18 protein-coding genes are annotated in these 19,896 nt (G+C 60.2%); 9 read left to right on the top strand and 9 right to left on the bottom strand.

The window, feature by feature from the left end:
- Positions 1 to 23 precede the first annotated feature (23 nt).
- From ACM6IV_RS25095 to ACM6IV_RS25080, 4 genes are all read left to right on the top strand, one after another.
- Complete coding sequence (locus ACM6IV_RS25095; RefSeq protein WP_414872084.1) at positions 24 to 1,319, top strand: NCS2 family permease; 1,296 nt, start codon at positions 24 to 26, stop codon at positions 1,317 to 1,319.
- Complete coding sequence (gene trmA, locus ACM6IV_RS25090) at positions 1,316 to 2,395, top strand: tRNA (uridine(54)-C5)-methyltransferase TrmA (protein ID WP_414872083.1); 1,080 nt, start codon at positions 1,316 to 1,318, stop codon at positions 2,393 to 2,395. The genes ACM6IV_RS25095 and trmA overlap by 4 nt, the downstream gene beginning before the upstream one ends.
- 195 nt (positions 2,396 to 2,590) lie before the next feature.
- Positions 2,591 to 3,031 carry a type II 3-dehydroquinate dehydratase gene (aroQ, locus tag ACM6IV_RS25085; protein WP_102899935.1) on the top strand — a complete coding sequence of 147 codons (441 nt, stop codon included), beginning with the start codon at positions 2,591 to 2,593 and terminating at the stop codon, positions 3,029 to 3,031.
- 5 nt (positions 3,032 to 3,036) lie between these two features.
- Positions 3,037 to 3,891 carry a shikimate dehydrogenase gene (locus ACM6IV_RS25080; protein WP_414872082.1) on the top strand — a complete coding sequence of 285 codons (855 nt, stop codon included), beginning with the start codon at positions 3,037 to 3,039 and terminating at the stop codon, positions 3,889 to 3,891.
- Positions 3,892 to 4,008: 117 nt separating this feature from the next.
- Here ACM6IV_RS25080 and ACM6IV_RS25075 read toward each other — a convergent pair whose 3' ends face one another.
- Positions 4,009 to 4,686 (bottom strand): TetR family transcriptional regulator, encoded by a 678-nt coding sequence (locus tag ACM6IV_RS25075; RefSeq protein WP_414872081.1) that lies wholly within the window; start codon positions 4,684 to 4,686, stop codon positions 4,009 to 4,011.
- A gap of 102 nt (positions 4,687 to 4,788) precedes the next feature.
- On the bottom strand, positions 4,789 to 6,690 hold the full coding sequence (quiC, locus tag ACM6IV_RS25070) for a 3-dehydroshikimate dehydratase QuiC (protein ID WP_414872080.1): 1,902 nt from the start codon (positions 6,688 to 6,690) through the stop codon (positions 4,789 to 4,791).
- 358 nt (positions 6,691 to 7,048) lie between these two features.
- On the opposite strand from quiC, the gene ACM6IV_RS25065 reads away from it, so the two are divergent.
- Positions 7,049 to 8,386 (top strand): MFS transporter, encoded by a 1,338-nt coding sequence (locus ACM6IV_RS25065; RefSeq protein WP_122599766.1) that lies wholly within the window; start codon positions 7,049 to 7,051, stop codon positions 8,384 to 8,386.
- Positions 8,387 to 8,515: 129 nt separating this feature from the next.
- Here ACM6IV_RS25065 and ACM6IV_RS25060 read toward each other — a convergent pair whose 3' ends face one another.
- The 4 genes from ACM6IV_RS25060 to ACM6IV_RS25045 all read right to left on the bottom strand — a co-directional run bounded on the left by ACM6IV_RS25060 (position 8,516) and on the right by ACM6IV_RS25045 (position 12,404).
- Positions 8,516 to 9,394: a DMT family transporter gene (locus tag ACM6IV_RS25060; RefSeq protein ID WP_102899931.1), complete on the bottom strand. Its 879-nt coding sequence runs from the start codon at positions 9,392 to 9,394 to the stop codon at positions 8,516 to 8,518.
- A gap of 110 nt (positions 9,395 to 9,504) precedes the next feature.
- Entirely contained in the window at positions 9,505 to 10,320 is an 816-nt protein-coding gene (locus ACM6IV_RS25055) for a sugar phosphate isomerase/epimerase family protein (protein ID WP_414872079.1), read from the bottom strand.
- A gap of 2 nt (positions 10,321 to 10,322) precedes the next feature.
- Entirely contained in the window at positions 10,323 to 11,384 is a 1,062-nt protein-coding gene (locus tag ACM6IV_RS25050; protein ID WP_414872078.1) for a Gfo/Idh/MocA family protein, read from the bottom strand.
- Between the two features lie 243 nt (positions 11,385 to 11,627).
- Entirely contained in the window at positions 11,628 to 12,404 is a 777-nt protein-coding gene (locus ACM6IV_RS25045) for an IclR family transcriptional regulator (protein ID WP_414872077.1), read from the bottom strand.
- A gap of 177 nt (positions 12,405 to 12,581) precedes the next feature.
- Between ACM6IV_RS25045 and ACM6IV_RS25040 the strand changes: the two genes are divergently transcribed.
- From ACM6IV_RS25040 to ACM6IV_RS25030, 3 genes are all read left to right on the top strand, one after another.
- Complete coding sequence (locus tag ACM6IV_RS25040; protein WP_414872076.1) at positions 12,582 to 14,321, top strand: FAD-dependent oxidoreductase; 1,740 nt, start codon at positions 12,582 to 12,584, stop codon at positions 14,319 to 14,321.
- Positions 14,322 to 14,505: 184 nt separating this feature from the next.
- Positions 14,506 to 15,393, top strand: coding sequence for a neutral zinc metallopeptidase (locus ACM6IV_RS25035; protein WP_414872075.1), 888 nt, complete (start codon positions 14,506 to 14,508; stop codon positions 15,391 to 15,393).
- Positions 15,394 to 16,347, top strand: coding sequence for an alpha/beta hydrolase (locus ACM6IV_RS25030; protein ID WP_414872074.1), 954 nt, complete (start codon positions 15,394 to 15,396; stop codon positions 16,345 to 16,347).
- Positions 16,348 to 16,489: 142 nt separating this feature from the next.
- On the opposite strand, the gene ACM6IV_RS25025 is transcribed toward ACM6IV_RS25030, so the two are convergent.
- The 3 genes from ACM6IV_RS25025 to ACM6IV_RS25015 all read right to left on the bottom strand — a co-directional run bounded on the left by ACM6IV_RS25025 (position 16,490) and on the right by ACM6IV_RS25015 (position 18,630).
- Positions 16,490 to 17,083 carry an HAD family hydrolase gene (locus ACM6IV_RS25025; RefSeq protein ID WP_414872073.1) on the bottom strand — a complete coding sequence of 198 codons (594 nt, stop codon included), beginning with the start codon at positions 17,081 to 17,083 and terminating at the stop codon, positions 16,490 to 16,492.
- A complete protein-coding gene (tesB, locus tag ACM6IV_RS25020; RefSeq protein ID WP_003228466.1) occupies positions 17,080 to 17,949 on the bottom strand; it encodes an acyl-CoA thioesterase II in 870 nt (289 codons plus the stop codon). The genes ACM6IV_RS25025 and tesB overlap by 4 nt, the downstream gene beginning before the upstream one ends.
- 111 nt (positions 17,950 to 18,060) lie before the next feature.
- Positions 18,061 to 18,630 (bottom strand): GNAT family N-acetyltransferase, encoded by a 570-nt coding sequence (locus tag ACM6IV_RS25015; RefSeq protein WP_414872072.1) that lies wholly within the window; start codon positions 18,628 to 18,630, stop codon positions 18,061 to 18,063.
- An 82-nt stretch (positions 18,631 to 18,712) separates the two neighbouring features.
- Here ACM6IV_RS25015 and ACM6IV_RS25010 point away from each other — a divergent pair, with 82 nt between their 5' ends.
- The gene (locus ACM6IV_RS25010; protein WP_414872071.1) at positions 18,713 to 19,633 is read left to right on the top strand and encodes a histone deacetylase; all 921 of its coding nucleotides are present in this window, start codon (positions 18,713 to 18,715) and stop codon (positions 19,631 to 19,633) included.
- The last annotated feature ends 263 nt before the right edge of the window (positions 19,634 to 19,896 follow it).

The following is a 19,896-nucleotide window of genomic DNA, read 5'->3' as shown; positions in this document are numbered from 1 at the left end:
CACGCGCGCCACGGGGAGCAGACATGCTGGAAAGGCTGTTTCAACTCAAGGCACACAACACCAACGTGCGCACCGAGATTCTGGCGGGCATCACGACTTTCTTGGCCATGGCCTACATTCTGTTCGTCAACCCGAGCATCCTCGGCGAGACCGGCATGGACAAGGGCGCGGTGTTTGTCGCCACCTGTCTGGCCGCCGCGATCGGTTCGACGATTATGGGGCTGATCGCCAACTACCCGATTGCCCTCGCTCCGGGCATGGGCCTGAACGCCTTCTTCACTTACACCGTGGTCCTGCACATGGGCCACACCTGGCAAGTGGCGCTGGGCGCGGTATTCATCTCGGCGGTGTGCTTTTTCCTGCTGTCGATCTTCCGCATCCGTGAATGGATCATCAACAGCATCCCGCTGCCACTGCGCTCGGCGATTGCCGCTGGCATCGGCCTGTTCCTGGCGCTGATCGCCCTGCACAACGCCGGCATCGCGGTTAGCAACCCGGCGACCATGGTTGGCCTCGGCGACTTGAAAGCCCCGGCCCCAATCCTCGCCACCCTCGGTTTCGCCCTGATCGTCGCCCTCGAAGCACTGAAAGTGCGCGGCGCGGTGCTGATCGGCATTCTGGCGGTGACCATTGTCTCGATCGCCATGGGCTTCACCCCGTTCAACGGCGTCACCTCGATGCCACCTTCGCTGGCCCCGACCTTTCTGCAACTGGACATCAAAGGCGCACTGGACATTGGTCTGGTCAGCGTGATTTTCGCCTTCCTGTTCGTTGACCTGTTCGACAACTCCGGCACCCTGATCGGCGTGGCCAAACGCGCCGGCCTGATGGGCAAGGACGGCCACATGCCGAAAATGGGGCGTGCGCTGATCGCCGACAGCACCGCGGCCATGGCCGGCTCGTTGCTGGGTACTTCGACCACCACCAGTTATATCGAATCCGCTGCCGGCGTGAGTGCTGGCGGGCGTACCGGTCTGACAGCCATCGTAGTCGCGATCCTGTTCCTGCTGGCGCTGTTCTTCTCGCCACTGGCGGCCAGTGTTCCGGCCTTCGCTACGGCACCGGCACTGCTGTTCGTCGCCGTGTTGATGACGTCGGGCCTGGCGGAAATAGACTGGGATGACATCACCGTCGCCGCGCCGGTGGTGGTCACCGCGCTGGCCATGCCGTTCACCTATTCGATCGCCAACGGCATCGCCTTCGGCTTCATCTCCTGGACCGTGATCAAACTGTTGTCCGGCCGCGCTCGCGAGCTGAACCCGGCGCTGGTGATTCTGTCGATTCTGTTTGTGATCAAGTTGGGTTGGTTCAACGCATGACATTCGATTCCCAGGCTTACGCCGAGCAACTTGAAGCCAAGGTCACGCGTTTGCGTGATCTGCTGGCGCCGTTCGATGCCCCCGAGCCGACCGTGTTCGACTCGCCGCTGCAGAACTTCCGTCTGCGCGCTGAATTCCGCCTGTGGCGCGAGGGTGGCGAGCGGCATTACGCGATGTTCTCCCAGGACGACAAACGCACGCCGATCCTCATCGAAGAATTCCCGATTGCCAGCCTGCGCATCAACCAGTTGATGCCGCAACTGAAAGCGGCATGGCAAGCCAGTTCGGCGCTGAGCCACAAGCTGTTTCAGGTCGAGTTCCTGACCACGCTGTCTGGCGATGCGATGATCACCCTGTGCTATCACCGTCCATTGGACGAGCACTGGCACGCGGCTGCAACCAGGTTGTCGGCGGATCTCGGCGTGAGCATCATTGGTCGCTCGAAGGGCAAACGCGAAGTGCTTGGCCTCGATTACGTGGTCGAGAAACTTGACGTCGGCGGTCGTACCTTCAGCTATCGCCAGCCGGAAGGCGCGTTCACCCAGCCGAACGGCACCGTGAACCAGAAGATGTTGAACTGGGCGTATGAAGCACTCGGCGATCGCACTGACGACTTGCTGGAGCTGTATTGCGGCAACGGCAACTTCACCCTGCCGCTCGCCACTCGAGTGCGCAAAGTACTGGCCACTGAAATCAGCAAGACCTCGGTCAACGCCGCCCTGAGCAACCTCAGCGAAAACGCTGTGGATAACGTCACCCTGGTGCGCTTGTCCGCCGAAGAACTGACCGAAGCGCTCAACGAAGTCCGCCCGTTCCGCCGCCTGCAGGGCATCGACCTGAAGAGCTACGAGTTCGGCAGTGTCTTCGTCGACCCGCCGCGCGCCGGCATGGACCCGGACACCTGCGAGCTGACCCGGCGCTTCGACAATATCCTGTACATTTCCTGCAATCCGGAAACCCTGGCGGCGAATATCGCCCAGTTGCACGACACGCACCGCATTACCACATGCGCGTTGTTCGACCAGTTCCCGTGGACGCATCACATGGAATCGGGTGTGTTGCTGACTCGCCGTTGATGCGAATAGCGGATACGAAAAAGCCGTCGTGATGACGGCTTTTTTGTGAGTGATGATTTTTGTTTGTGCGATCACCGAACAAAAAACACAAAGGCAAACCAGGTTCAATTGACCCATGTAACCATCTAGTACATTTTATCTCCACAGGCCAATACCCTCGGCCAAAGCCAAAAACAATAAGTGGAGTTCCCCCTCATGCCCCCTATCGTTCTGGTGCTTAACGGCCCGAACCTGAACCTGCTCGGCACGCGCGAGCCGGCAACTTACGGTCACGAAACCCTGGCGGATATCTCGGCGTTGTGCGGTCGCGCTGCCGAGGAATTCGGCCTGGCCGTGGAGTTTCGCCAGACCAATCACGAAGGCGAACTGCTCGACTGGATTCACGCGGCCCGTGGCCGTTGCGCCGGGATCGTGATCAATCCGGCGGCGTGGACGCACACTTCGGTGGCGATTCGCGACGCGCTGGTGGCCAGTGAGTTGCCGGTGATCGAAGTGCACCTGTCCAACGTCCACGCCCGTGAGCCGTTTCGTCATCACTCGTTCGTCTCGGCGATTGCCACGGCGGTGATGTGTGGATTTGGCAGTCATGGCTATCGCCTGGCGCTGGAGCATTTCAGCCAGCGGTTGAAGGGGTAACGCGCATGTCTCGCTCTAAGGTGATACTCGCCGGACTGATCGGTGCGGGCATTCAGGCCTCCCGCACACCGGCGCTGCATGAGCACGAAGGTGATGCGCAAGGCATGCGCTACCTGTATCGATTGATCGATCTCGATCAACTGAAAATGGACACGACTGCCCTGCCCGACCTGCTGCTGGCGGCCGAGCGGATGAATTACACCGGACTGAACATCACATTCCCGTGCAAGCAGGCAATCATCCCGCTACTCGACGAATTGTCGCCGGAAGCCAAGGGCATTGGCGCGGTGAACACGGTGGTATTAAAAGATGGCAAGCGTGTCGGTCACAACACCGACTGCCTTGGTTTCGCCGAGGGTTTTCGTCGGGGTCTGAAGGACGCTGCCCGTGAGCGCGTCGTCCAGATGGGCGCCGGTGGCGCGGGTGCAGCAGTGGCCCACGCGTTATTGAGCGAAGGCGTACAGCAACTAAGCATTTTCGACGTCGACAGTGAGCGCGCCGAAAGCCTGGCGAACAATCTCAATCAGCATTTCGGCTTTGGTCGGGCCGCGGCCGGGCGGGATCTGCCGGGCACGCTGAATCGGGCCGACGGTCTGGTCAACACCACGCCGATGGGCATGGCCAAGCTGCCGGGCATGCCGGTGCCGGTCGAACTGCTGCGCAAGGAATTGTGGGTCGCGGAGATTGTGTACTTCCCGCTGGAAACCGAACTGCTGCGCAATGCCCGCGCGCTGGGTTGCCGGACGCTGGATGGCGGCAATATGGCGGTTTTTCAGGCGGTGAAGGCGTTTGAATTGTTCAGTGGCGTGGTGCCGGATGCGCAGCGGATGCTCGCGCATTTTCAAAGCATGAATGGTTGAAGATCAACCTTATTCCCCTGTGGGAGCGAGCTTGCTCGCGAAAGCGGTATATCAGTCAGCAGAGGTATAACTGACCAGACGCTTTCGCGAGCAAGCTCGCTCCCACAAAGGTCGGTGTCAGCCTTGCAGATAGCGCAGAACCGATTCGCAAATCATCTCGCGATGCCGCTGTTTGATGCTTTCATCCGGCAGATCGATTTGAAAGATCTCGCCAAACGTGTGCCGGTTCGACACGCGGTAGAAGCAGAACGAACTGATCAGCAAATGCACATCCAGTGCATCAAGGCCTGCACGGAACACGCCCTCTTCAGCACCACGACGCAGAATCTCGCCGAGTGAATCGAGGATGGTGTTGTTCATCGCCTTGATCGCGTCGGAACGCTTCACGTATTCGGCATTGTGGATGTTTTCGATGCTGACGATGCGCACGAAATCGACGTTGCGATCGTGGTGATCGAAGGTGAATTCCACCAGTCGGCGGATTGCCTCCACCGGCGCCAGCTCGGCCAGGTGCAGACGGTTTTCGGTGTTGCGGATATCGCCGTAAAGCTTCTCCAGCACCTCGACGTACAACTGCTCCTTGCTGCCGAAGTAGTAATAGATCATGCGCTTGGAAGTGTGGATGCGCTCGGCGATCGCGTCGACGCGGGCACCGGACAAGCCTTGCTGGACGAACTCGACGATCGCCTCCTGCAAGATGTTCTCGCGGGTCTTTTCCGGGTTGTTCTTGCGACTCTTGCGCGGCTCGACGGCGGATACGGCAGGAGCTGCGGAAAGTTCTGGATTCATCGTCATTGCGGGCTCACGGCCATCACTGCACAGGTTGGCGATTATGGGCCGCGCTGCACAGTGAAGGAAGCCACGCGGCCCGTGTTTAATCCCGCGTTTACGAATTTCCTACAACTTCGCCTGGCGCACGGCGCCACTGCGTGATTTGGCCATCGCCGCCAGACGCACCGCGACGTTCGCTGCGCCGTAACCGGCATAGCCGTTCTTGCGCTGAATGATCTCGAAGAAGAAGCGCCCCTCGAATGGTTCGGTGTAGACGTGGAACAACTCGCCACCCTGCGCATCACGGTCGTAGAGCACGTTGTAATACGCCAGTTCGCTAAGGAACTCGTCGTCGAAATCGAAGCGCGCGGCGAGGTCGTCGTAATAGTTGAGCGGGATATCCAGCAGCGGAACGCCGGCCTCTTTGGCGCGACTGACTTCGGCGAAGATGTCGTCACAATCGAAGGCAATGTGGTGCACACCGGAGCCGCGATAACTCGACAGCGCATGGGAAATCGCGGTGTTGCGGTTCTCGGAAATATTCAGCGGCAGGCGGATCGAACTGTCGCGGCTACGCAGTGCGCGGCTTTTCACCAGCCCATAGGGATCGGGCAGCACCACTTCATCGTCCGCTTCGAAATCCAGCAGGCTCTTGTAGAACAGCACCCAACTGTCGAGACTGTCGGCCGGCAGCGCCATGGCCATGTGGTCGATGCGTTTCAGACCGCCACGGGTCGGAGCATCTGCCAGCAGATTGAAGTCAGTACCATAAACGTCGGCCTGTTCATCCACCAGATAAATCAGGCTGCCGTCCGGCGCACGTACCGCCGCCAGTTCGAGTTCGTTAGGGCCGACCAGTCCACGATAGGGCTGACCTTTGTAAGCGACGGCGCGGGCCAGGGCACTGGCGCTGTCCTTGACCCGCACAGCCGTGGCACACAGCGACGGGCCGTGAGCTTCGAAGAAACTGTGAGCAAAGGAATACGGTTCGGAATTGAGGATCAGATTGATGTCGCCCTGACGCAACAGGCTCACACTCTTGGAACGATGCTGCCCGGCCTTGACGAAGCCGAGGCGCTCCAGCCAATGACTGAGTTTGGCGCCGAGCGCATCGTCGACGGCGAATTCAAGAAACTCGACGCCGTTGTACTCGCTGGCCTTGGGTGTTTCGAAAAGGATTTCACGGTTGGCCACAGGCTGGGCTTCTTGCTCCAGGCGCTGGCGGGTTTTCTCTTCCAGATACAGCAGCGAGCGCAGGCCATCCGCAGCATTGGCCCGCGGCGGTGCGGCGCGGAAGCCGTCGTTGAAGATTTCCAGCGACAGCGGTCCGGTGTAACCACTCTGAATGATCGGCGCGAGGAAGCCCGGCAGATCGAATTCGCCCTGCCCCGGGAAGCAGCGGAAATGTCGGCTCCACTCCAGCACATCCATCTGCAGAATCGGCGCGTCGGCCATCTGCACGAAGAAGATTTTGTCGCCGGGAATGTCAGCGATAGCACGCGGATCGCCCTTCAACGACAGCGTATGGAAGCTGTCGAGCAGCACGCCGAGGCTTGGGTGATCGGCCTGACGCACGATGTCCCAGACCTGTTGATAAGTATTCACGTGACGGCCCCAGGCCAGCGCTTCGTAGCCGATGCGCAAGCCACGCGCGCCGGCATGCTCGGCCAGCAGGCGCAGGTCATCGACAAGGATTTGCTGATCGCCGACGCTGTCGGCAGAGGCGTTACTGCAGACCAGCACCAGATCGGTGCCCAGTTCCTGCATCAGGTCGAACTTGCGCTCGGCCCGCTCGAGATTGCGCGCCAGCCGATCGCGGCGGCAACCTTCAAAATCGCGGAACGGCTGGAACAGGGTGATGGCGATGCCGAGATCGGCGCACATCTGTTTAATTTCCCGCGGGCTGCCGTCGTAGTACAGGAGGTCGTTTTCGAAAATCTCCACCCCGTCGAACCCGGCGGCGGCGATCGCTTCGAGTTTTTCCGGCAGGGTGCCGCTCAAGGAAACGGTGGCAATGGAACGCTGCATGTTTCAACTCCCGGACTGCGCCGCTTTATCTTTACTGTAGGAGCCGCCGAAGCCTGCAATCGTTTGATCTTTATTGCTGAAAAGCAAAATCAAAAGATCGCAGCCTGCGGCAGCTCCCACACAGGATGGTTTTTATAGTGAGGGAAATTATTGGCTGCATCCCCGCGCGCAGCAATTTAAAGTGTACTACCCGGTTAGTTTTGCGTGCGATTATCGAACACAATGGCGGTTTGGCGAATTGACGATTTTTCGTCCACTGCCCAACATCGACCGCACATTGAGTCCGGATCTGAACCGCCGGTCGCAGCGTGCAAGTAACAAGCACACCAAATAACAAATCCAAAAACGGGTGGAACACATGATTCCTTCACAGACTTCCCGCATGGCTCCGGCCATGAGCACTGCCACGGGTGGCATCGGCGACAAGATCCGCGGCGCCATGGCCGTCGGCAAAACCCGTTGGGGCATGCTGGCGCTGGTGTTTTTCGCCACTACCCTGAACTACATCGACCGCGCCGCGCTTGGCGTCATGCAGCCTATCCTCGCCAAGGAAATGAGCTGGACGGCGATGGATTACGCCAACATCAACTTCTGGTTTCAGGTCGGCTACGCGATCGGTTTCGTCCTGCAAGGTCGCTTGATCGACCGGGTCGGCGTGAAACGCGTGTTCTTCTGCGCCGTGCTGCTCTGGAGCCTGGCCACCGGTGCCCACGGTCTGGCAACCTCAGCCGTAGGCTTTATGGTCTGCCGGTTCATCCTCGGCCTGACTGAAGCGGCAAACTACCCGGCCTGCGTGAAAACCACACGCCTGTGGTTCCCGGCCGGTGAACGCGCCGTCGCCACCGGCATCTTCAACGCCGGCACCAACGTCGGTGCGATGTTCACGCCAATGCTGCTGCCACTGGTCCTGCACGTCTGGGGCTGGCAAGCGGCGTTCCTGTGCATGGCGGCACTCGGCGGGATCTGGTTGCTGTTCTGGGGCTTGAAGTACTTCAACCCGGAAGATCACCCGAGCGTCAAACAGTCGGAACTGGACTACATCCAGCAAGAAGTCGAACCGGAACAGGCGCGCGTGCCGTTCTCGAAGATCCTGCGCATGCGCGGCACCTGGGCCTTCGCCCTCGCCTACTCGCTGACCGCGCCGGTGTTCTGGTTCTACCTGTACTGGCTGCCGCCGTTCCTCAATCAGCAATACAACCTGGGCATCAACGTCACCCAGATGGGTATTCCACTGATCATCATCTACGTCACGGCCGACTTCGGCAGCGTCGGTGGCGGCATTCTGTCTTCGTTCCTGATCGGTCGCGGGATGAACTCGATCAAGGCGCGGCTGCTGTCGATGTTCCTGTTTGCCTGCTGCATCATCGGCGTGGTCATGGCCGCCGGCTCTGCCAATCTGTGGGTCGCAGTGGCCGCGATTTCTCTGGCGATCGGCGCACATCAGGCGTGGACGGCGAACATCTGGAGCCTGGTGATGGACTACACGCCCAAGCACATGATGAGCACGGTATTCGGTTTCGGCGGCATGTGCGCAGCGATCGGCGGGATGTTCATGACCCAGATCGTCGGTCACATCCTCACCGTCACCAACAATAACTACACCGTACTGTTCACCCTGATTCCGGCGATGTACTTCATTGCGCTGACGTGGATGTACTTCATGGCACCGCGCAAGATTCCTACCGTCACCGAATAACCTGGCCACTATATTGGCCCCTTGTGGGAGCGAGCTTGCTCGCGAATGCGGACTGACAGTCGAAACAAATGTGACTGACACACCGCTTTCGCGAGCAAGCTCGCTCCCACAGTTTCTTGTGTTGTCAGCTCAACGACGACTCTGCTGCCACGCTGCCGCCAGTCCGCTGCAACAGATCACCGCAATGCCGATAACCGTCAACAGACTTGGCGTGTGATTGAACAGCAGCCAGCCCAACAACCCGGCAAACACGATCTGGCAATAACCGAACGGTGCCAGCAGCGCTGGTGCGGCATGGCGGAACGCCTGGGTCAGAAACAAATGCGCGGTCATCCCGCAACTGCCCAGCGCCAGCATCAATCCGGCATGGGTCAACGTCGGCACCTGCCAGAAGAACGGCACCAATGCACTCATCACCAGCGTGTTGCATAACCCGGCGAAAAAGTTGCTGGTGGTCGGGCTATCGACTTCGGCGAGCTTGCGGGTCAGCAGTTGATAGAAGCAGAAAAACAGCGCCGAACAGAACGGCAGCAACACCGCCGGTGTGAACAGTTCACCGCCCGGGTGAACGATGATCAGCACGCCGATAAAGCCGCAGATCACCGCGATCCATTGGCCGCGTGTCACTCGCTCCTTGAGCAGCGGCACCGACAACGCGGTCACCAATACCGGCGCGAGAAAGTTGACCGCAGTGGCTTCCGCCAGCGGGATGTACAAAAGCGCCGTGGTGAAAAACAGGCTGGTACCGAGCAGACAGAGTGCCCGGACCAACTGCCATAACGGCTTCTTGGTGCGCAGGACGCGCAACCCGGATTGCGGCAGAAAAATCCCCGCCATCAGCAGCGTGTGCACCAGATAGCGCGCCCAGACCACCATCACGATCGGATAGAAACCGGACAGGTATTTCGACAGCGCGTCGTGACTGGAGAACAGGAAGGTTGCCACGACAATCAGCAAGATCCCCTTGAAGGGTTGGTTGACACCGGAGAGCGGAGTGCTGACGGTCATTGGATTTCCTTGTGTTGCCCAAAAAACAAAAATCTTCCCAGGCAAGTTCTGCCACCACAGGAACGGTCCATGTGGGAGCGGGCTTGCCCGCGACAGGTGCACAGCACCGCTTACAGTCGCGCCAACAATTCCCGGGTTCTGTCGATCGCCATCTGTGCCCGCTGGAGTCCGCTCACGCCCTGCTTGAGCAGTTTCACCGTGGGAATTTCCAGACTCAGTGGAATATTAGTCGGCAGTGCTTTCAACAACCCGAGCAGATCGCAATCGCCCTCGCCAGGAAACCGCCGCTCGTTGCGCGCCTGACGCAAGATCTCGGCCATGTCTGCCGGCCTCGGTCCCGCCACATCACATAATTGCGCATAACGCAGGCGCGACCCCGGTACCTCTGCCAGATCCTCCAGGCGTGACGCCGAACGATCAAAGTGAAACGCATCGACCAGCACCCCAGCGTTTGTGCGATCAGCATTTTCAACAATTCGCAGCGCTTGTTCGAGATTGCACGCATCGGTCCAGGGCATGAACTCCAGATGCGGGTGCAAACCGTATGGCGCAGCCAGATCGCAAAGTTGCGCAAAGTTATCGGTAAGCCGTTGCTCGTCAGGATCGTTACCGGCGACCAGCAATTCAGTAGCGCCAAATTCCGCACCGACCGTAAGAAGCTTCTCGAAATCGGCGACGACGGTCTGCGGCTTCAAACGCAGGATTTCCACGTCGAGTACGCGCATACCGGTATCGCGCAGGCGCTGCAACGTCTGACGGCGCAAATCAGCATCGGCCACCAGCGGGAAGTGATACTCCTCGGACGTCGCCGGCTCCAGGCGCAAGCCGACATGGCTGTATCCGGCACGCGCAGCGACTTCGACCATGTGCGGTGGCGATAACTCCAGCACAGTGAGGCTGGCCAGGGACAGGATTCGTTCGCTCATGTTCAAGCCTCAATCAGTGCGGGGGTGCAGGCACGGCCAGTGGCGGCGGCTTCGCGGATCGCTTCGACCAGCGCAAGGGTGCGCGCGGCATCGGCAGCGCTCACCAGTGGCTCGACTTCACGCCGCGCCACACGTACGAAATGCTGTAACTGCAGGCGTAAAGCGTCTTCACCGCTGTAGGACTCTTCGACCATCAACAAGGGTTCATGCCAACCGGCGTCGGGCTGATCAGCGGCGTAATACCAGCGCTTGAGTTGCGGGATGCTCAAGGCGCCGGCAGTCCCGGCCAGCAGATAACACGGCTGATCGGCCTGACGCGGGTACACCGGGTTCTCACCGGAACCCAGCTCCCAACTCCACGGCGCCGCTACTGCATCGGATCCGCTCAGGGTGCCTACTGTGCCACCTTCGAATTGCAGCAACACCGCTGCGCTGTCCGCGTTGGCAAAACCGCGCACGCTGTTGTCAGTGATCGCTTGCACCGTGCGCACCTCTCCGCACAGATGCCGTAACAGGTCGAGGTCGTGAATCAGGTTGGTCAGCAACATCCCGGCGCCCGGTTCGCGGCGCCACGGAATCTCGAAATAGCTGTCGGGTTTGCGCAACTGGAACAGTGCGGTGACCGTGGTCAGACGCCCGAGTGCCCCGCTCTGCACAAGTTCATGGGCACGCACGATCAGCGGATTGTGGCGCCGATGATGGCCGACCAGCACCGGCACGCCGCTGCTTTTAACCGCAGCAACCAGTTTGCGCCCTTCATCCATGTGCACCCCGACCGGCTTCTCCAGAAGCACCGGCACACCCGCCGCCAGACAATCGAGCGCGGTGCTGACGTGTTGATTATTCGGGTTGGCGACGATGACCGCGTCCGGCCGGACAAGCTCCAGCATCTGACGGTGATCGACGAAACGCCTTACACCCCATTCAGCCGCAAGCCCTACTGCTTGCGGCCCAGGATCTGCCACCGCGCACAGCGTTGCTTCGCTAAGGGTTTGCAGATGCCGATAATGCTGCTGGCCCATGTTGCCAGCGCCGATCAGGGCAATTCGAAGGGGCAAATTCAAGGTGCGATCCTCTTGTGATTGTTGTTGGAATATCACTCCGGCAACAATTTAGAACCGAGTTCCACAATCAAACACCCATCCATCCTGAAACCGTGCGAACACCGCACAATTTCTTGAAGAACCCAAAATCAAATGTGGGAGCGAGCTTGCTCGCGAAGGCGGATTTTCAGCTGACTTAAATGTTGAATGACAGAACGCATTCGCGAGCAAGCTCGCTCCCACAGAGGCCTATGTGAATTCAGATTAGATAAACAGTTCTGAGGCCAGGCTTGCCGCAGATAACTCTTCGGTGAATGTCAGCAACAACGGCGCCAGCTCATGCAACCGCGCCCCCGGCATCCGCGCACTCGGCCCGGCGATACTCAGCACACCAATCACCCGACCATCCGTTGGATGCCTCACCACTGCCGCAATCGCCGAAGTGCCGACTGCCGAACTCTCCTCGACCCAGGCATACCCCTGCTCGCGGGCCAGACGCAAGCGTTCCAGCAACTCGATATTGGAGCGCGGCGCATTCGGCCCGATCCCCACCGGCACCTCCGCCGCCTGCCGCTCGACCAGTGACAACGCCTCGGCGTCACTCATGCACGCCAGCCACGCATGCCCTGACGCGGTGTAGAACAGCGGCGCATCACGCCCCATGTCCGGGTCATAACGCAGGCCGGTGCGCGCACCTTGGGCCTTGGCAATCCAGGTCTGCCGCTCGCCGTCGATCACGCCCAGGCGCACCAGCTCGCCGGTTTCCTGCGCCAGTCGATCGAGCACCGGCTGGACGATATCGGCACCGCTGCTCGACAAATACTGGAAGCCCATCGCGACCAGTTTGGTCGACAGATGATAGCGCAAGGTGTCCGCATTCTGCCGCACGTAGCCCAAGCGGATCAGCTCAGCGAGTAAGCGGTGCGTGGCGCTTTTGGGGATATCCAATTGCTCGGCCAGGGTCTGCATCGGCAGCCCGCGCGGATCACTGGTGAGGCTTTCGAGCACGCTGAAAACCCGTTCGATTTGACTGCCAGCCATGGGAGTATCCAAAGGAAATTTCGCCGATTCTAGAAGACATCGCTGGTAAAGCGAAATATGGAACAGGCTGTTCGATAACCGCCCGTTTTATAGGAGCAAGACTTGTCGGGCCACTAGTGCGCTGGTTATTTTCTGGAATCAAATTCCAAAAATTATTTAGCATTGGAGCGTTGTTTGATGCCTGCCGAACACCCCGATATCGACTGCGACGTATTGATCGTCGGTTCTGGTGCCGCTGGTCTGTCGGCCGCCGTGACCGCCGCATGGCATGGTCTGAAAGTCATCGTCGTCGAGAAAGACCCGGTATTCGGTGGCGCCACGGCGTGGTCCGGTGGGTGGGCGTGGGTGCCGTGCAATCCGCTGGCCCGCCGCGCCGGGATCGTCGAAGACATCGAACAACCGCGCACCTATTTACGCCATGAACTGGGCGAACACTATGACCCGGCGATGATCGACGCCTTCCTGGAAGCGGGGCCGCGCATGGTCGCGTTTTTCGAGCAACACACCGCGCTGCAATTTGCCGACGGCAATGCCATTGCCGACATCCATGGCGACACGCCGGGTGCCGGCACCGGGGGCCGCTCGGTCATCGCTGCACCTTACGATGGACGCAAAGTCGGACGCCTGCTCAAGCGCCTTCGTACCACGATGCGCGAAACATCCTTCATGGGCATGCCGATCATGGCTGGAGCCGATCTGGCGGCGTTCTTGAATCTGACGCGCTCGCTCAAGGCTGCATGGCACGTGACCCGTCGTTTCACTCGGCACGTGTGCGACCTCGCGGTGCATGGCCGGGCGATGCAACTGGTCAATGGCGTGGCGCTGGTGGCAAGGCTGGCGAAGTCCGCCGAAGACCTTGGCGTTCTGCTCTGGGAATCAGCGCCCGTGACGGAACTGTTGCGTGATGGTTCGCGCGTTTCGGGCGCCGTGATCAATACCCACAAAGGCAACGTGCGCATTCATGCAGGCAAAGCCGTGGTACTCGCTGCCGGCGGTTTTGCCAATGACATCGAGCGGCGCAAGGCCCTGTTCCCGCGCACGCCCACCGGCCACGAGCATTGGGCGCTGCCACCGCTGGGCGTCAGCGGCGATGGCTTGCGTCTGGGCGAAAGCGTCGGCGCACGGGTCAATTCCAATGTGGCTTCGCCCGTGGCCTGGGCACCGGTATCGCAAGTGCCACATTCCGACGGCAGCACCGGCCATTTCCCACACATCATTGAACGCGGCAAACCCGGGATCATCGGCGTGCTGAGTAACGGCCAACGGTTCGTCAACGAAGCCAACGGTTACTACGACTACGTCAGTGCCATGGTCGCCGCGGCAGCGGAAGGTGAAGAAGTCGCCTCTTGGCTGATCTGCACCCATGCCTTTCAACGGCGTTATGGCTTGGGCATATCCCGGCCGTTTCCGCTGCCAGTGTCAGAATTTATCCGCAGCGGTTATCTGAAAAGCGGCAACACCCTTGAAGAATTGGCGCGCGCCTGCGGCATCGACCCGCACGGATTGCGCAATACCCTCGACGATTACAACCGCCATGCCCGCCATGGCGACGACCCGTTGTTCGGGCGCGGTACAACGCCCTACAACTGCAAACAAGGTGATCCGGCGAACCGTCCCAACCCCTGCGTTGCCCCAATCGAAACCGGACCGTTCTACGCCGTAAAAGTCCAACCCGGTTGCTTCGGCACCTTTGCCGGACTCAAGGTCAATCCCCACGCGCAGGTGCTGGACGCCCACGAACAGCCCATCGTCGGCCTCTACGCCGCTGGCGGCGACATGGCCAGCATCATGGGCGGCCACTACCCGGCGGGCGGGATCAACATCGGCCCGGCGCTGACTTTCGGTTACATCGCCGCCCGGCACATTGCCGGCGTGACTGCGTTCGAACAGGAGACCGTTCCTGCAGCCGTTCCTTAATAGCCATGGCTTAAATATTGTCGCGAGATTGAATTCACAGGCCCTGTGACCGTCAATAACAGGCCCGACCTCGTCAGCACGAGGCCGGGCCTGTTTGCGTGTGGCCAATAGACGGACGACCGGACTGGCGCCACACTCACACACCAGCAACACTCATCACCACGATCAGATAGAGGATTCCCACATGCTATGGAAAAAAGGCCGACGCAGTGACAACGTCGTCGATGCCCGTGGTGATGATGCCGGTGGTGGCGGCGGCATGCGCTTCGGCGGCGGCAAAGGCCTGAGCCTGGGGGCCATCCTGTTGATCGTCGGCATCGGTTGGATCACCGGGCAGGATCCGTTGCAGATTCTCGGTCAGCTCGCCGGGCAATCCACACAACAAGCGGCGCCGACCTCGCAAACCCGTCAGGCGCCGCCGGCCAACGATGAACAAGCCGAATTCGTCCGCTCGATCCTCGGCGATACCGAAGACACCTGGGGCGCAATTTTCCAGCAGGGCGGCCGGCAATATAAGGACCCGACCCTGGTGCTGTTCAGCAATCGGGTGAATTCCGCCTGCGGTCTGGCGACCTCGGCCACCGGCCCGTTCTACTGCCCGGCCGACCAGAAGGTCTATCTGGACATGGCGTTCTTCCAGGAAATGTCCCAGCGCTTCAAAGCGGCTGGCGATTTCGCCCAGGCCTACGTGATCGCTCACGAAGTCGGACACCATGTGCAGACGCTTCTTGGCGTCTCGGCGAAAATTCAGACAGCCCGCCAGCAAGGTCGGCAGATGGAAGGCGATGGCGGCTTGCTGGTGCGTCAGGAATTGCAGGCCGATTGCCTCGCCGGTGTATGGGCCTACAACGCGCAGAAGCGTTTGAACTGGCTGGAACCGGGCGATATTGAAGAAGCCTTGAACGCGGCCAACGCCATCGGTGATGATCGCCTGCAACAACAGGGTCAGGGCCGTGTGGTCCCGGACTCGTTTACCCACGGTACGTCGGCGCAAAGAGTGCGCTGGTTCAAAACCGGATTCGCACAGGGCCAGGTCGGCCAGTGCGACACCTTCGCGGCGAAAAACCTGTAAATGCACAAATGGCTTTTGGCGTTACTGATCGTTGCAAGCACCGCGCACGCCGCCGGTGTCGATGCGATCAGCTCCGGTCGCTTGCAACTCAAGGCTGGGGAAATGGCGGTAGGCATTGGTCCTGCGCCGGAGAAGATCGAGCGTGTGCTGATCGTCATTCATGGCCGTTTGCGCAACTCGGAAACCTATCGCAAAAGCGCCGAAAGCGCCGCCGAACTGGCGGGACAAAGCGCCCACACGCTGGTGATCGCGCCGCAGTTCCTAAATGAAAGCGATGTCGCGCTGTATTCGCTCCCCGCCACGTTGCTGCGCTGGCAAGGCAACGACTGGATGGGCGGAGGGTTGTCCGCAGGGCCGAACCCGTTGAGTTCCTATGCTGCGCTTGATGAGATCGTCGGACGGATCAGTGATCGCAAACAGTTTCCGGACGTGAAGCAAATCGTGATCTTCGGGCACTCTGGCGGCGGTCAGGTGGTGCAGCGTTATGCCCTGCTCGCCAAGGATCAGCCGGCCCTGAAGGCTAACGGCATTCGTCTGCGCTATGTGGTCGCCAATCCGTCGTCGTACGCCTATTTCAATGAGCAACGGCCAGTGGCGTTCGATCACGCCAAGTGCGCGGGTTTCAATCGCTGGAAGTACGGTCTGTCAGACATGCCGGTGTATGCCGGTGGGCAAACGCCGTTGCAGCTTGAGAGCAGTTACGTCAAACGCGAGGTGATTTATCTGCTCGGGCAGCAGGATATCGACCCCAAGCATCCGGCGCTGGACAAGCGTTGTGAAGCTGAGGCACAGGGTGCGTATCGCCTCGAACGTGGGAAGTTGTACTTCGGCTATTTGCTGCGTCGGCACCCGGAAGGGGTGAATCAGCGACTGGTTGAAGTGCCCGGGGTCGGGCATAACGGCGATGGGATGTTGACCTCGCCGGAGGGGCAGAAGGCCCTGTTCGAGCAATGAGTTTTGGGGGGTTGATCGGGCCTCTTCGCGAGCAAGCCCGCTCCCACATTACATCTTCAGTGCACAGAGATTTTGTGCATTGCACAGATCCAGTGTGGGAGCGGGCTTGCTCGCGAAGGCGTCCCTTCTGACAACATAAATCTCAGGCCAGAAGCATCCGCCGCAACTCGACACAATCCTTCGCATGCCAATCGGTCAGCTCGGGCCACGGGTTATCCGGCAGATTCACCAACACCGTCCGCGCTCCCGCCGCTCGCCCGCAATCGAGATCAAAGCGGTAATCACCGACCATCACCATCTCGCTGGCCGGCACGTCCCAGGCGTCAGCCAGTTTCAGCAAGCCACCCGGATGCGGCTTCGGCGGCGCTTCATCACGGCCCAACACATCGTCCACCGCAAAGCAGTCGGCCAGGCCAATCGCTTCCAGCGTCACATGCGCCAGTTCCCGCGCATTGCGGGTCAGAATGCCGAGGCGATAACCGCGCGCGTGCAGATCACGCACCAGCTCCACCGCCCCGGTCGCCGGGGTCGAACCCAGCGCCAGATCCCTTTCGTGTTCCAGCAGCCAGGCGTGCTTTGCCGCTGCTTCATCCGCCGGCAATGCCGCGAGATGAGTCAGGATGTCGTCCTCCGGCGGAATCGCCAGCGCCACGCGAATCGCCGCAAAGTCATGCACGGCGACGGTCAGCGTGCCGTCCATGTCGAACACCCAGTGCCTGACCTCTTTGAGGCTCATGCCCAATCCTTGCGATGGCGGATCAGGCCTTCCTGCGTCACCGACGCGACCAGTTGCCCGGCGCGGTTGTACACGCTGCCACGGGAGAATCCACGGGAATTGCCGGCCCACGGGCTGTCCATCGCGTAGAGCAACCAGTCATCGGCGCGCAGATCATTGTGGAACCACAATGCGTGATCGAGGCTGGCGACCTGCATGTCTTTCTGCCAGACCGATTTGCCGTGGGGCAGCATCGAGGTGGTCAGCAGACCGAAGTCCGAGGCGTAGGCCAGCAGGTATTTGTGCAGCGCCGGGATGTCGGCCAAAGCGCCGTCGGCACGGAACCATACGTACTTCACCGGATCCGCCGGTTGCGGGTTGTACGGGTCTTTTTCGGTGACCGGGCGCACTTCGATCGGTTTCGGGCACAGCAGCTTTTCACGCATGTGCTCTGGAATCAGATGCGCGCGTTGCTGAGTCAGCTCCAGCTCCGACGGCAGGTTTTCCGGACCGACCACCACCGGCATCTGGCTCTGATGCTCAAAGCCTGCCTCGTCGTATTGAAACGAAGCGCTGCAGGTGAAAATCGGGTGACCCTTCTGGATCGCCGTGACGCGGCGAGTACTGAAGCTGCCGCCATCGCGCACGCGATCAACCGAATAGACCACTGGTAACTTGGCGTCGCCCGGACGCAGGAAATAACCGTGCATCGAATGCACGTGACGCGCCTCTTCAACGGTCTGACTGGCTGCCGACAGCGACTGGCCGAGCACCTGACCACCGAACAACTGACGGAAACCCAAGTCCTGACTACGGCCACGGAACAGGTTTTCTTCGATCGGTTCCAGGGTCAGCAGGTCGACCAGATCTTCCAACACTTGGCTCATTCAGACTCTCCTCACACAAAGCACTATGCCGCGCAGTCTTGGCTGCGGCGGCCGATTCAGATTCTGGCGCGGGCCAATGATATGGCGGCCATTGTAAACGTCCGTGTCGGCTTATCCATGCAAGGTTTGCAGCCATTGTTCGCGGCTGATGCGGTACAGCACATGCCGTCTTAGCGGATGATCGACAGCAAGCTTCGGGTGATCAAAATCGTCTTCCGGGGCGTGATGCATGCCGATCGCCTGCATGACTTTTTCCGAGGGCAGATTGGATTGCGCGGTGAAAGAGACGATTTCCTTCAACGCCAATCGATCAAAGCCGCAGCGCAGAGCGGTCCACGCCGCTTCACTGGCATAGCCCAGCCCCCAGTGTTCCTTGGCCAGGCGCCAGCCGATTTCCACTGCCGGGGTGAACGGCGCATCAAAACCGACCACGCCGAGTCCGGTGAAACCAATGAACTCACCGCTGTCCTTGCGCTCCAGCGCCCACAGGCCAAAACCGTGCTCGGCAAAATGTCCGCGCACGCGGCCAATGAGCGACGCGCTTTCCAGGCGGCTCAACGGTGCCGGGAAATAGCGCATCACCTGAGGATCGGCGCACATCGCGGCAAATGCCGGCAAATCCTCGTCCTGCCACTGACGCATCAGCAAGCGCGCGCTTTCAAGTTCCAGTATCGGCTCCATCGTGCCCCTCCGTTTCCATGCCGCAAGTCTACATCGCTGGTAGGATCCTTCACTCTTTCCTACGTTCCTACACGAAACCGCCATGCCATTGCCGCTGATCTACCACGAAGACTACAGCCCCGAGTTTCCGGCGGATCACCGCTTTCCGATGGACAAGTTTCGTTTGCTGCGCGATCACCTGGTCGACAGCGGTTTGACTCGCGATGCCGATCTGCTGCGCCCGCAGATTTGCCCCAACGACATCCTCGCCCTCGCCCATGACCGCAGTTATATCGAACGCTACATGAGCGGCGAGTTGTCCCGCGAAGACCAGCGGCGCCTTGGCCTGCCGTGGAACGAAGCGCTGGCGCGGCGTACGGTGCGGGCGGTCGGCGGTTCGATTCTGGCGGCGGAAAAAGCCCTTGAGCATGGTCTGGCCTGTCATTTGGCTGGTGGCACTCATCATGCGCACTACGATTATCCGGCGGGGTTCTGCATCTTCAATGACCTGGCGATCATCAGTCATTACCTGCTGCAAAGCGGTCGCGTGAACCGGGTGCTGATCTTCGATTGCGATGTGCATCAGGGCGACGGCACCGCGCGGATTCTGCATGACACGCCCGAGGCTATTACCGTTTCCCTGCACTGCGAGAAGAATTTTCCTGCACGCAAGGCAGAAAGCGACTGGGACATTCCGCTGCCCAAGGGCATGGGCGACGCCGATTATCTGAAGGTCGTGGATGACACGCTCAACTACCTGTTGCCGCTGTATCAACCGGATCTGGTGCTGTACGACGCCGGCGTCGATGTGCACAAGGACGACGCCCTCGGTTATCTGCAACTGACCGATGACGGCGTTGCCGCCCGCGATGAAAGCGTGATGCGCCATTGTCTGGGTCGCGATATTCCGGTGGTCGGCGTGATCGGCGGCGGCTACAGCAAGGATCGCCACGCCCTTGCCCGCCGCCACGGCATCCTCCATCACAGCGCGCAGCGGATCTGGCAGTCACACGGTTGTCATTGAGCTGTGCTGCGTTACCCACAATGGCTGTGGAGCTGCCTGTGGATAACCTGAGTGGAACGCCCTGCAGGCCATACCTACTGCGGCGTACAGAGCACTGGCTATTTTTTAAACAGATACTGAACTCACAAAACTCCCGCTGTGGGAGCGGGCTTGCTCGCGAAAGCGGCAGGCCCGTCAAAATATCAGGCGCCTGATACACCGTTTTCGCGAGCAAGCCCGCTCCCACAGGAGTCTCCTACATCGGATTGCGCTGTTAGAATGCG

Origin of the sequence: Pseudomonas sp. IT-347P, from assembly GCF_949768005.1 — a bacterium.
In the GTDB taxonomy this organism is placed as follows: domain Bacteria; phylum Pseudomonadota; class Gammaproteobacteria; order Pseudomonadales; family Pseudomonadaceae; genus Aquipseudomonas.
The sequence above is the reverse complement of the archived record's forward strand: the minus strand, read 5'-3'. Positions and strand labels throughout refer to the sequence as shown.

Coding starts and splice junctions, on each gene's coding strand:
- ACM6IV_RS25095 (WP_414872084.1), top strand. CDS start 24: ATGCTGGAAAGGCTGTTTCAACTCAAGGCACACAACACCAACGTGCGC.
- trmA (WP_414872083.1), top strand. CDS start 1,316: ATGACATTCGATTCCCAGGCTTACGCCGAGCAACTTGAAGCCAAGGTC.
- aroQ (WP_102899935.1), top strand. CDS start 2,591: ATGCCCCCTATCGTTCTGGTGCTTAACGGCCCGAACCTGAACCTGCTC.
- ACM6IV_RS25080 (WP_414872082.1), top strand. CDS start 3,037: ATGTCTCGCTCTAAGGTGATACTCGCCGGACTGATCGGTGCGGGCATT.
- ACM6IV_RS25075 (WP_414872081.1), bottom strand. CDS start 4,686: ATGACGATGAATCCAGAACTTTCCGCAGCTCCTGCCGTATCCGCCGTC.
- quiC (WP_414872080.1), bottom strand. CDS start 6,690: ATGCAGCGTTCCATTGCCACCGTTTCCTTGAGCGGCACCCTGCCGGAA.
- ACM6IV_RS25065 (WP_122599766.1), top strand. CDS start 7,049: ATGATTCCTTCACAGACTTCCCGCATGGCTCCGGCCATGAGCACTGCC.
- ACM6IV_RS25060 (WP_102899931.1), bottom strand. CDS start 9,394: ATGACCGTCAGCACTCCGCTCTCCGGTGTCAACCAACCCTTCAAGGGG.
- ACM6IV_RS25055 (WP_414872079.1), bottom strand. CDS start 10,320: ATGAGCGAACGAATCCTGTCCCTGGCCAGCCTCACTGTGCTGGAGTTA.
- ACM6IV_RS25045 (WP_414872077.1), bottom strand. CDS start 12,404: ATGGCTGGCAGTCAAATCGAACGGGTTTTCAGCGTGCTCGAAAGCCTC.
- ACM6IV_RS25040 (WP_414872076.1), top strand. CDS start 12,582: ATGCCTGCCGAACACCCCGATATCGACTGCGACGTATTGATCGTCGGT.
- ACM6IV_RS25035 (WP_414872075.1), top strand. CDS start 14,506: ATGCTATGGAAAAAAGGCCGACGCAGTGACAACGTCGTCGATGCCCGT.
- ACM6IV_RS25030 (WP_414872074.1), top strand. CDS start 15,394: ATGCACAAATGGCTTTTGGCGTTACTGATCGTTGCAAGCACCGCGCAC.
- ACM6IV_RS25025 (WP_414872073.1), bottom strand. CDS start 17,083: ATGAGCCTCAAAGAGGTCAGGCACTGGGTGTTCGACATGGACGGCACG.
- tesB (WP_003228466.1), bottom strand. CDS start 17,949: ATGAGCCAAGTGTTGGAAGATCTGGTCGACCTGCTGACCCTGGAACCG.
- ACM6IV_RS25015 (WP_414872072.1), bottom strand. CDS start 18,630: ATGGAGCCGATACTGGAACTTGAAAGCGCGCGCTTGCTGATGCGTCAG.
- ACM6IV_RS25010 (WP_414872071.1), top strand. CDS start 18,713: ATGCCATTGCCGCTGATCTACCACGAAGACTACAGCCCCGAGTTTCCG.